Origin of the sequence: Chryseobacterium sp. T20 (assembly GCF_047345655.1) — a bacterium.
Classification (GTDB): domain Bacteria; phylum Bacteroidota; class Bacteroidia; order Flavobacteriales; family Weeksellaceae; genus Chryseobacterium.
Window position 1 is genome coordinate 1 of the sequence record NZ_JBLFDU010000019.1, and the last position, 12,066, is coordinate 12,066.

7 protein-coding genes, 1 tRNA gene and 1 pseudogene are annotated in these 12,066 nt (G+C 37.0%); 3 read left to right on the top strand and 6 right to left on the bottom strand.

The window, feature by feature from the left end; all coding sequences use genetic code 11:
- Positions 1–2: 2 nt before the first annotated feature.
- Positions 3–76: transfer RNA gene (locus tag ACMA47_RS24255), tRNA-Arg, on the top strand.
- Positions 77–665: 589 nt separating this feature from the next.
- Here ACMA47_RS24255 and ACMA47_RS24260 read toward each other — a convergent pair.
- The 3 genes and pseudogenes from ACMA47_RS24260 to ACMA47_RS24270 form a co-directional block, all read right to left on the bottom strand.
- Positions 666–1,643 (bottom strand): annotated as a pseudogene (locus ACMA47_RS24260) (recombinase family protein); the annotation flags it as partial.
- Between the two features lie 39 nt (positions 1,644–1,682).
- Positions 1,683–2,111, bottom strand: coding sequence for a recombinase family protein (locus tag ACMA47_RS24265; protein ID WP_413931862.1), 429 nt, complete (start codon positions 2,109–2,111; stop codon positions 1,683–1,685).
- Between the two features lie 103 nt (positions 2,112–2,214).
- Positions 2,215–2,433 carry a hypothetical protein gene (locus tag ACMA47_RS24270; protein ID WP_413931863.1) on the bottom strand — a complete coding sequence of 73 codons (219 nt, stop codon included), beginning with the start codon at positions 2,431–2,433 and terminating at the stop codon, positions 2,215–2,217.
- A gap of 273 nt (positions 2,434–2,706) precedes the next feature.
- On the opposite strand from ACMA47_RS24270, the gene ACMA47_RS24275 reads away from it, so the two are divergent.
- Together ACMA47_RS24275 and ACMA47_RS24280 are read left to right on the top strand one after the other, a co-directional pair.
- Positions 2,707–2,949 (top strand): hypothetical protein, encoded by a 243-nt coding sequence (locus ACMA47_RS24275; protein ID WP_413931864.1) that lies wholly within the window; start codon positions 2,707–2,709, stop codon positions 2,947–2,949.
- A 55-nt stretch (positions 2,950–3,004) separates the two neighbouring features.
- Positions 3,005–3,781 (top strand): SOS response-associated peptidase, encoded by a 777-nt coding sequence (locus ACMA47_RS24280; protein ID WP_413931865.1) that lies wholly within the window; start codon positions 3,005–3,007, stop codon positions 3,779–3,781.
- Between the two features lie 91 nt (positions 3,782–3,872).
- Here ACMA47_RS24280 and ACMA47_RS24285 read toward each other — a convergent pair whose 3' ends face one another.
- The 3 genes from ACMA47_RS24285 to ACMA47_RS24295 form a co-directional block, all read right to left on the bottom strand.
- On the bottom strand, positions 3,873–4,517 hold the full coding sequence (locus tag ACMA47_RS24285; protein ID WP_413931866.1) for a hypothetical protein: 645 nt from the start codon (positions 4,515–4,517) through the stop codon (positions 3,873–3,875).
- Positions 4,518–4,578: 61 nt separating this feature from the next.
- On the bottom strand, positions 4,579–5,250 hold the full coding sequence (locus ACMA47_RS24290) for a hypothetical protein (RefSeq protein WP_413931867.1): 672 nt from the start codon (positions 5,248–5,250) through the stop codon (positions 4,579–4,581).
- Between the two features lie 52 nt (positions 5,251–5,302).
- Positions 5,303–12,061: an RHS repeat-associated core domain-containing protein gene (locus ACMA47_RS24295; protein ID WP_413931868.1), complete on the bottom strand. Its 6,759-nt coding sequence runs from the start codon at positions 12,059–12,061 to the stop codon at positions 5,303–5,305.
- Positions 12,062–12,066: the final 5 nt, after the last annotated feature.

The following is a 12,066-nucleotide window of genomic DNA, read 5'->3' on the forward strand; positions in this document are numbered from 1 at the left end:
TAGGGTGCGTAGCTCAGCTGGATAGAGCATCTGCCTTCTAAGCAGACGGTCAAAGGTTCGAATCCTTTCGCGCTCACCTCTTGGTCTTTAAGATTTTTCAAATCTTGAAGACCTTTTTTTTTATTCTCTAAACCGCTCTTAGTAAGGCTTATAAGCTGTAAAAATGAATTTGAGATTGGAGTTCGAAAATTCCTGCCATCAAACTCTAATTTACCATGATAAATCGAACTCGCTATTTTTCGCTTATCTTCAATATCACTATTCACATATCTTTCGGAGATCCCTGAAATAGCATCCAGTGCCTTTTTTAACTTACCTGGGATATCATTATCCTTGGATGCCCTAGTTAAGGATTTAAGAGTTTCTTCAAGCTCTTCCAGCTTTTTACGACATTCAACTTTTACCTCAGAATAGTCTTCCTCATCAAGTCTGTCCGTCAAAAACAAATCACGCGCCTTGGCCTGCTTTAGATTTAACTTTTCTATCTCATCTACAATTTCTTTGCGCTCATCATCAATTGATCCACAATATCTTTTATAGTTTTTCAACAACATCCTACACAATTCGTCCTTGATACCTATTTTTATGTCAAATTGTTTCAATTCATCAATAAAACTATTATTGATAATTTCAGAATTGTGCCGAAATCCACATTTAGAATTACAATGATAATAGCTATAATATTTTGTATTTCCTTTCGATCTACTTGCTGTTAGATGACTTCCACATCTTGGACAGATCAGCACTCCTCGAAGCGGGAAACTTTCATTATTGAGTACCTTATTTTTGGAAACCTCTGCATTAGATCTTCGGCTCTTTCCATCCAATATTTCCTGCACACGGTAAAATAGTTCCTCATCAATTAAAGGCACATGCTTACCTTTAACAAAGTGTGCTTGCTCATTTTCATGTTCGGGAATAAATACCTTTCCAACATACACAGGATTTCTTACAGCCACCATAAATGCATTTCGGGTAAGATTCTTCCCTTCGCGCTTATTCATTAGTAACCGAACATGTTCAGAAGGTAATTTCCCCTTTACAATTTCATTAAAGGCCCATATCATATTTTCAGCCTCTGGATGCTTTACACCAATGTATTTTGTACCATCTTCGGTACATCGATTAATATATCCATAAGGCGGCAAACCCATTATTCTGCCCTCCTTTCTTGCCCTTCGCATTCCATTAAACACATTAATTGCCCGTCGGAGATTTTCGACCTCAGGTGTAGATAAATATACACCCAAAACTATCCTATTCTCTGGAACACGTAAATCTAAGGGCTGTTCAATAGCTTGCGGTTCTACTGATAGTCTACCAAGCTCTTTGATCATTTGATAAGCATCCCCGGTATTCCTGCTAAAACGATCCCATTTTGTAAACAATAACAATCTTTGTTCTCTAGCTTCTTTTTTTGTTTTCCTAAGACTTTCAAAATATTTAGACCACTCTGGTCGTTCAAAATTTTTTGCGGAGTGATCCTCAAAGATCGTCTGGCCAATCGTGAGCCCCAAACGCCCACAGTATTCCCTCAACCTCTCGGCCTGATCACGTTGAGAGTACCCTCGTTCAGCCTGTTCGTCAGTTGAAACTCTTATGTACAGGTCCGCTACCCTTATCAAACTATTTTTATTATACATATAAAGTATTTTTTAATCCAACAATGTTTAATCACCTCACTAATTTTCAGACTGTATCGACGGCTCAGCGAAACAACCCAGAACCATGGCACGATACATATTAATTGGTTCCTGGTCTGCTAATGATTTGGGAAAAACCCTAAAATTTTCAAGATGATCGACCATCTTATAAGCCTGCGCACTATTTCGGCTAAAACGATCCCAACTCGTAAAAAGAAGAAATCGCGATTCACTTTTAGAACTGCGTTCACTTTCAATCCAAGTCAGATAATTGCTCCATTGGGATCTTTCAAAATTACGTGCTGATCCGCGATCAACTAAAATTCTGTCAATCTGCAATACTTTTTCCACACAATAATTCTTTAGTCGGTCCAACTGATTCTGATACGAAAGCTCGCTATTGGAATCATCCATTTCAGGTATCCTTATATAAAGGTCAGCAACCTTTATAGCTACATTTTCATTCATTAGGAATTTAATTTAGTATTATACAATTGATTACAATCATCGCTACAACAATCTGATTAATAATAAATTACATCAAGTAACGATATAACAAAATTACAAAAAATTATTGGGGGAGGAAAAATTCTTTAATGGTAATTCTGACAAGAAGTTCCAAAAATTCAAGCATTTCGATAGCCTCCGATTCTGTTGCTTCTATACCGGACTTCCGTAAAGTTGCCATAAAATCCTCAATTGGGGTTTCTTCCAATTCAATGAACGTTGAAATTTTTAGCATTTCGCTATTCATTGTTTTCATTTTTTTATTTGAAGTCTTCTTTTTCATTTGGCATATCATTTTTCAACTGCACATGAGTTTATGTTCAGCTGCAAATTATTTATGCCTTGAGATCCTCATTACATACATGGTTCTGACGTTCCTTAATCGACCTATGCATTCCTATCAAGCTCATTCACAAATAATAAAATTTTCTAAAAATTCATAAATGGAATCATCCCCTCCCCTCGAAAAAACTAAATACTTATCCTCATCAAAAATGATAATCGTTACATATGAATTAGAATCGTTAAATTTATTACAGCACAAATAAATACTCAAATGGGAAGCCTATTTGAAAATAATAAATTTGAAATTGAAGTCCAGGGCGTGAAAATTGCTGTAATTGAGCATACGGTTCATGATCAGCAAGTTTTTCGGCTGGTCTTTAATGACAGCCGTAGCCCGTTGGTTATTTCAAGGGCAAAGACCTGGAATGGCGAAATATGGACGAGCATTCCACAGGGACGACAAAAGGAAGCTGAGTTTTACGGCCAAGAAATTAGTAAACACTTAAAAGAATAGAGCTATGTGTTATTATAATGGACAACGCGTATCACGGGAGGAATTCATCAGGTTAATGGATCTTGAAAAAGCCGTTATCAATTATGACTTCCTGGATCAGGAAATACATGAAGGTTTTAATTACGGAAATATTGCGGTACTTAGACCCACGGAGGACAAATGCAATTTTGATATCGTACAGATGGAATGGGGTTTTATACCATCTTATATCAAAAATAGAGACGATGTAAAAAAAATGCGTTTTGGCTATAAGGACGGCGCAGGAAAATGGCATCAAGCTTACACCACCTTAAATGCCAAAGGTGAGGAGCTTCTTTTGAAAGATGAAAATACAGGGCGTGAGAAAATGTTCCGCAAGGCAGCGCTTGAAAGACGATGTTTAATTTTATCCAGCGAATTTTATGAATGGCGACATATTTACCGTCTAAATAAGAAAACAAACCAGCCCCTAAAAACAGCGGATAAATATCCATATCATATCGGATTAATAAATAAAGAATATTTTTTTATCGCTGCGATCTGGCAGAACTGGACTGATAAGGATACAGGTGAAACAGTTGACACAGTTGCGCTTGTAACTACGGAAGCGAACTCGCTGATGAAGCAGATCCACAACTCAAAAAACCGTATGCCTACGATGCTTCCTGATGAACTTGCCTGGGAATGGATGATGTCAGATCTAACCGAAGAACAGATCACTGAACTCGCAACTTATCAGATCAATTCAAACGAGATGGAAGCCTATACGATCGAGAAGGAATTTAAGACCACCGGAACGCCAACAAAAGCTTTTGTGTATGAAGGTGTGCCTGAACTAACTTACGAAGTATAAATAATAAAAAAGGAAGCAAAATGTTCTACAACACTCTTTTGCTTCCTAATTATATCCAAAAAAACAAAAGCAGGAAATCCTGCTTTTGTCATTAAATATTTAGTCCCAAATACATTTTGAAATCAAAATGCTTTCTTGTCTTTGGTTCTAAAAGACGATAATAACTTTGCGGTTTGCCGTCTCTTCCGACATACAGAGGAACGTAAAAGGGATTGAAAGTATTAACCTTCTCAAAACTCCAATTAGGAAAGTTAAATTTACGTTTTGTAACCTCCATCATATAAAAATTGAGCAGAAAACGACTTTCCTTGTTCCAGACCGTTTTTCTCACCTTTTCATTAATTGTGGAAAAGTCAGATTCATCTGGATCATAATCCACCTGCAATTCAAATGTTTTGTTAAAACGTGCCAGAAATTCGGCAGATTTTTCATTGATATTTTTAGCAGTGATTTTTTCCAGCTCCTCCTGCGAGTCAGTTTCCAATATTCCATAATCATATCGTTCCGTAGAATCCAAAAATTCCAAAGCATTATCTTCGTTGTCAAACTGTATCAAGAATTTCTTATTATCATCAGCCATAACTCTAAATTCGTTTTTCTCCTTATGCTTTGTGCAGGTCTTATGCGTTTTTAGGTTTTGCTTAAAAAATTCAAAATTCTGCAATTCTCTCCTAATTGCCTCAAAATCAGTCAGATCATAATTTGCTTCGACGATTTTAAAATGCTGTTCTGTCATCGTTATAAATCTTTATCTCTTGCACTTCCTTTAGAATTCTTTGCTGATCAAGTTTAAACTCTCAATCACCTTTGACATTTCCAAAATCCCACCACAGTTCTTTCTCCTTCATAAACTTTTTTTCAACCTTCTGATAGATCTGCTTAAAGGATACCTTCTTACTCCTGATTAGTTTGTCCTCCAATAACAGGTTTAGATCATAAAATGAAAAATTACGTTTTTCATAATGAAGACCTGCTTCAGCAAAGGGCTTAAAATAATATATCGTATTAAATTGCCACTCTGCATTAGGACAAAGCCTATGTAAATCTTCGCCGATAAAATATAGTGCCGGCCCAAAAAACTTCATTTTATCATCTTTAGAAAGCCCCTTGACAAACCGCTCTGCGTCGTCATAAAACGAATCTTTTTTATAACTGAAATCTAATTCTTGCAGAACTTTCATCATATTTTCCTTGGTAAAACCTTCCTCATTCATGACGTCTTTTAATCTATAGTATGGTGTGTCATTTTCCGAAAGCAATGGAAAATTATTTCCATCAAAATCAGAGGTACTAAGAATAATGGAATGCTCCGCAGCAGGAACGTTGGGTTGTACTAGTAAATTATCTTGATCAATAAAATATGCGATACTTTCATTATATGATGACATTTTATAAAACTTCAATTTGCTAAGATCATACTTAGCTTCCTCCTCTCGAGTTAATAGAGTTACTTTGTTTTGTCCTATCATGGTAGTACATTTTAAGATTAAGATAGTAAATATTAAATTTTTCATGGTTAAATTATTTTAGGTAAGTAGAACTGGTCGGACTACTCATCCATCCTTGGATAAACCTTACCTGCATCTCCCCGGAAATCATTCTATATTGACTGGTCATATGTAGGATAGTAATGGCACTTTTCCCAAAGCTTGCCCCCAGAGTATAAATGTTCGGCGATATAACGGTATCTGAGGTCGTTCCGATCATAAACTGACCTCCGTATGTGCTCACCCCACGATTCATATGCATAGATGTGATCATAGCTTCTAATTGACCCTGATTTGAACTGGTGTATAAAGTACCATCCATCGCCTTAACTTCTGCATATTGTACACCATAAAATCGCAACGTATTAAGCCCATTTGGAATTGGAATCCTGATATTGAAAGGGCCGACCCTCAGATCGTTTGTTCTATATTTTATCTCATCCCTTACCAGATCAAATACTCCATCCGGCACAGTATTTCTAGGTCTACCTTTGTATAACCCCGCTATTTTAACGTCATTTCCAGTATAGTTAAATGAAGCTAGATCTAGACCCATAATTGAATTAAAAGCACTTTCAAACATTTTACCTGCTTTTTGTTGCAATTTTCCGTATGAGCAAGATACGCAAAAATTAGTTTTAACATAATTTAGCAATATACTTTTTGTTAAATCTTCCCAACCTCCACCAGAACTGTTTTCTTCAGGAGAAACAATATACTTATATCCAATGCTAACAGCATCAGTAGAAGTAATCTTATTGTTGAAGAGGTTTGCCGAGTATGAAATACCACTGGCAATTCCACTTAAGAAATTAGATCCCGTAAAGGCAGAACTTAACCCTCCGGAAACAATGCCGGGAAGTACAGTTTTAATAGCTCCTGGATTTATGGCAATATTTCCAAATGCGCCTGAAATAGCCGCGCCGCCAACAGCTCCGCCTACTACTGCTCCCCATGTGTTCTGCCAGTCCCATTTTATCGGATTCCAGTTACCGTGGTTAGCTGCAACGCCATTTAAATATCCACCGATCAAGGCGCCAGCAATGAAGAACCATATCTCTCCATTGGGATCGCTGTACATCATTGGGTTATTTAACACATAACCATATTTATTATAATTCTGCGTATTTGATGGATCTTGGATATTCTCGTCAGCATTCAGAAATCTTCTTAACAATGGATCGTATAACCTTCCATTCATATGGACTATACCAACATTCATGAAATGCTCATGGCCTGTATAACCCCGATCAATCAGCAACACTGCTGCTATGATACTGTTTTTATCCGTAACTATGGGACTACTTCCGATCTTAAGGTGCGTAAAATTGCCCCAGGCGTCAAAATGCCGTTGTTCCAATTTATTACCCGCTTCATCACTGATCGCCAGGATGCTTCCTAAATAGTCCTTGTGCAGGAATTTATATCCACCAGCAGTTTGTCCAAAATCCTTTAAATAAATAACATTTGATTCGTAAGGAGTTCCTTCGATGTATATTATATGTTTTTCCTGATCGGTATTCTGATTTCTGATAACCTCGAAGCTGTTGTCCTCACTATAGAACTTTGCTTCTATATTTTGCCATACTGGCGCAACATAATCGGAAGTTTTAAATTCGCTAATCGGCGGATCTCCTCCACCTACAGGATTTTTAAGTTTAATGATGTCTACACGCTGCCTCATATTTCCCAATCCATAATCAAACGATACTCTGTCTTTCTCTCCGTTGATCTGAACTGGGTCATTGTTTTCATTATATATAACCGTCTGAATCAAATCACCATTATAATTCTGCACTCCATTTGAATTTAAAGTCATACCCGATGGTTGATAAATCTTTGACGGATTTTCGAACTTCACGGTTCCGATCTGATCATTTTGTAGTATTCTTCCCTTCACGTCAAATACATTACGATTTGCCATTGGCTTGATTCCCGTTACGGGATCTGTCCAGTTCACTAATCGATTATTGTCATCGTAATCAAAAAATTCCGTAATGCTAAAATCTCCTCCGGTTGTTCTTGTTTTTAATTCATTTTTTATAGCATCAAATGAATAAGATATCTGCAGGATGCCAGGTTTAGCCGCAGAAGAATGATTTATATTTGATAGGTAACCATTAGCATCATAATCATTGTTTATTTCAGTAGCTCCTAAACTTGATTTTTTTGCCTGCCCCTTCGCATTGACCTCTTTTAGTTCCCATAAAATCTTTCCGGAAATTTTATCCTTTATTTGGGATAGTGCTCCGTTCCAGGGGCTATAAATATTTTCAATGGTTACTTTTGTGGTAAGTCCAGATGATTGAACCTCCTTTTCATATGAACTTATTCTTCCCTTATCGTCATAAATCAGACCTTTTTGAGAATAGGTTTTTCCAAAGCTGTTCTCGACCGTCGAAATCATCCTACCATATGTGTCATAAGTTATAGTCGTGCTAAAACTCTGTCCTTTGACAACACCTGATTTCGAGGATAATAAACCTTTTGTGCCATAAGAGAGCGTTATGGTCTTGTTGGTAGTTTGGCCCGAGTCAATTGTGGAAAATTCTTTCTGAGTAATAACCTGCCCCAGATTGTTATATATGTTTTCTTTTTCTCCTTTAGGACTGATTGTTTTTCTGATTCTGCCAAATCCGTCATACTCGTATTTGTATACGCCATTTGAAGGGTCATTAAATTCTGACTTTCTGCCCCACGTATCATATTTGGTTAAAACAACATTTTCTCCAAATTTCGCCTGTATCTGTTGCCCCGCAGCATTGTACAAATATTGAATCGTACCGCCCTTATCAGTGGAAGAAATTATATTACCTAACGCATCAGCGGTTTTAATGGTTATCCTACCGTTATCCGATAGGTTTGTTTCTTTAACCGTAGTTGTAAGGCCAGAGACGATAGTTTCTAACTGCTTACCAGTAAAGGCCGTGGAGGTTGCCTTGGCAGGATAAACTGAATCATCATAAACAATTGTATTCCACTTATCGGCACTCTGACCCTCAAAATAAGGCTCTGATTCCTTTATTTTACGTCCAAGGGCATCATACTGTATTTCTTGCGATACATATTGTCCCTGCCCATAAGACTTGGTTGTTCTCTTGTATAATTGGCCCAACTTATTCGTAAGCTTTTTAACTATGTTGCCGTCGGCATCATTCTGAGTAACAGTGACATTGGAATTACCATCTTTTTCATAAAGATAACTTGTCGTGCCGCCAAGAGATTTTGTGGATGTTAACAGTTTGCCCCAATCGTCATAACTATTTGTAATGAGATTATTAAAAGGATCTTTATTTGTTAACTGTTGCCCCCAATCCCCAAACGTACTAATGGTTTCTAAACCTAAATTATCTATCTGTTTTTCTAAAAATCGACCTGTTGCATCATATACATAACCTGATGTTATGGTTTGTGAATCTATACTGTTAGTTGAAACTTTCTGTTTTATATTACCAAAGTCATCATATGTGAAAGTGTCCAGTGTATAAGCAGTATTATCCCAGTTCCACTTTTTTAATGTTTTTATACGGTTATTTTCATAGGTATACTCCTCTTTGTCATTTTTCGTGTCTGAATATGCCTGAACAGATTCTGTTTTTGACTTTAGACGTCCGATGTAGTAAGCATTTCCAATTCCGGCTGGATTATGGTCATATTCGTATTGTGTGGTTTTTATTGCAAAAGAAGTATTGATCTTAGAAATTGTCTGTGCAGGAAGGTAATAAGTTCCATATGTATTGGAATTTTCTGCAAGAGTATTTGTAAGAAAATCTTTGGCTTTTATTGTTTTTGGAAGAATTGCTGTAACAACCTTTGCCTTATCAGCATCTGCGACACTTGATATCACCTGCCCGTTCAGAATTTTATCCGTTTGATATGTAGTGGACTTAAAACTTAATAACTGGCTGTTATTTTCTGAAATATCTGCCGGGAAAATATTCGTCTCAATGTTGGTTCTTATAGACCATTCTTTTACAGGCACCCCTTCGTTTACCGGATCTATTTCTAATCCTGACCAGATCTTTGTGTTTTCTAACCCGTCTGCATACCAGGATGAACTTGCAGTCCTCCTGAAACCGATCATGCCTCTACCAAGGATATTGGACGTTAACCCTCTATATCTGAAATCCTGTTTTAAAACTTTGTCCGTTGTGGTACTTTGACGGAGCTGTGACACCACAAACATTCCCGTAGACTGATTAATTTCAACATAAGGATAACTTTCTGTTTGAACAGCATCGTACAGTCCGGGATTTACTTCTTTGTCTAATTGCTTATAAGTAACATTTGTGGTAATTCCACCCTGTGTAATATTTTTAATTCGACCCGCTCTTGCAATGTCATAATATGGATGTGAAACAAGACGTTGCTGATCACCGATAGCACTGCCAGAAGTTACGGCAGACACCATAACCATTTTTCTTAACATAGCACCTGCCCACTGGTTTACAGGTAAGCCGATCATATCTCGGTAGTTTACTGCAAATTCAGCATCAATATTACCACTGTTAAGGTACAAGCTATATGAATCAACCCTGTATTGTGTAAAATGCTCATAATAGCCATCTGTTGTATACTCTCCACCAGTTGGCGACCAAAAAGTAGTTCTGATTTCAGTCATTGTGCCATACTTCGCATTTTGATTGTTATCCTGAACACTTGCATAATAATATCCCCTGATGGACTCAAGCGCCAACACCTCAGCTTTACCATCATTATTTATATCATAGGAAACAAAAGTTCTTGGATTCTTAATTTCAAAATTTTGACCGTTGCTCCATAGATTTCTACCACGGGGCTCCAAGAAGGTGACAACTTCTTTCTCAAAACCTATTCCCTTCGATGTATACTTGTTCCACTGATTTGAAGTACCTGACTGTGGAAGCATAATATCACTTAAACCATCTCCGTTAAAATCACCAATGGTACTATAATCCCAGGCACCTTCTATAATTTCGTTACCTGTCGGATTAAAATAATTTATACTGGACTCGTACTTTCCATCTTGATTTTTCTGAAAAGTGATCAATAGCGGCTTCTTATTCTGATCTAACTTTAAAAAATCAAAAATACCATCTCCATTAAAATCTCCCGATCTATAGGTTTTGAACACATCCTCATTTGTATCCGGATATAGGTCGATTGTGTAATGCCAGTCATCATTTTGTATGGATTCGTCCGGATCTATTAACACATATTTTTTAAGGTTTTCACAAATTGTACCCGGTGGCTTAAGAGTACCGTCATTAGGAAATGTGGGGTTCGGATCAATCGTGCCAGCTGTACAATAATTAAAATTCATCTGTAGAACTAGCTCATTCAATCCATCTCCATTAAAATCAAAATTATCCAATCCCAATATTGTATGTATTAAATTACCGGGCGGTTCAAATTCGTTGGGATCGTCACTAAAAGTATCAATGTTTGGAACAGTCTTACTAAAATCAAGTACCAAAGTGTTTCCGGTGTCCGACAAGCTGTAAAAAGAAAGTTGAAGATCTTTTTTTGAAGTTGATGGATTGTTCACTTTTTTGAACCCGATTATTCCCTGACGGTTTTTGATAATATTCGACTTTTTAAAATTCGAGGGGATGAAATCTTTCAAACTCTGTAAAGAACTGTTTATAAACTGTGGACTTTCACTTTCGTAAGTTTTCGAATAAAAGTCCCTGAATAGATACACTCCAGGTTGTGGTATTCTCCCGTTTGTAACGGAAAAATATCTTAACATATCAAGTTTACCGTCACCGTCAAAGTCTCCGACAACATCGGTATCTTTGTTCGGTCTTAAGGATGTGGTAGTGGTGGCATTAAGTGATAGCCAACTTTCATTAGTCCAATTTGGAGATGAATCATATTCAAATATTACTGGATTTGCCTCTTCATCTTTACTGTTTAATACAGTTATTTTGTCCAAATACGAGTAGTTTGTCCCCTGAGCGTCTTTTTTATAGGAAACATTATATTTTTTATATTGCTTGTTATTGGTAGAGACAACAATGGATTGAAGCAGCTTCGTCTGCGTAAAAGCAACACCTCGTATGAATGCCGTTTCAGGTTTCACCCGGGCTCCAAAAACAAAATCTATTTTATTCTTCGGCTGCGTACCCGCATTCTCGTTTCCGCCCCATAAAATACTGCTGATAAGAGAAACATTCCCGTCCAAAACATAATTATATGAGATGATATTTCCGTTGGTATCCTTAGATTTTACAATATTATAATCAATTGGACTTCTGCCAGAACTGTTACCCGTCGCTATTGCTCCGTACCACGCCTGGGAGCCATCATCAAATGTGACTTCCCAGAACTCAGGTCCTTGCCAGCTAACGCCAGAAACAGATCCGATAGACTTAATCTTAACATTGGAATACTTTTCTGAAACATACTGAGCTCCATCTTTACCATATTCACCAGACTTCAGGATCAATCGCTGGCCATTAAAGCTGTAATAGTCAGTATAATCCAGTTGAACTCCTTTGGTAATACCGTCTTTTTCAAGGTTTTTGCCTGTTCTTGAAATTGAACTTAGCCCCAAAATATTCCAGTTATATCCTGCTAACCCATTTTGTCCTCCACTGGAATAAACCAGACTGATATTGGGTGCAACCTCTTTTACGCCAGGTGGCAGATCAATATTTAGAGTATATTGGAGCTGACCGGATTTGTTAACTTCAATATTTCCTTTTGTATCATGAAATTTAGGTGGCGTCTGTGAAAAGCACAGCGTGGAAATAAAAGATAACAGAACCGATGAAAATAATTCTATTTTTTTTTGATAATATTTTCTCATATCGA

Coding starts and splice junctions, on each gene's coding strand:
- ACMA47_RS24270 (WP_413931863.1), bottom strand. CDS start 2,433: ATGAAAAAGAAGACTTCAAATAAAAAAATGAAAACAATGAATAGCGAA.
- ACMA47_RS24285 (WP_413931866.1), bottom strand. CDS start 4,517: ATGACAGAACAGCATTTTAAAATCGTCGAAGCAAATTATGATCTGACT.
- ACMA47_RS24265 (WP_413931862.1), bottom strand. CDS start 2,111: ATGAATGAAAATGTAGCTATAAAGGTTGCTGACCTTTATATAAGGATA.
- ACMA47_RS24280 (WP_413931865.1), top strand. CDS start 3,005: ATGGATCTTGAAAAAGCCGTTATCAATTATGACTTCCTGGATCAGGAA.
- ACMA47_RS24295 (WP_413931868.1), bottom strand. CDS start 12,061: ATGAGAAAATATTATCAAAAAAAAATAGAATTATTTTCATCGGTTCTG.
- ACMA47_RS24290 (WP_413931867.1), bottom strand. CDS start 5,250: ATGATAGGACAAAACAAAGTAACTCTATTAACTCGAGAGGAGGAAGCT.
- ACMA47_RS24275 (WP_413931864.1), top strand. CDS start 2,707: ATGGGAAGCCTATTTGAAAATAATAAATTTGAAATTGAAGTCCAGGGC.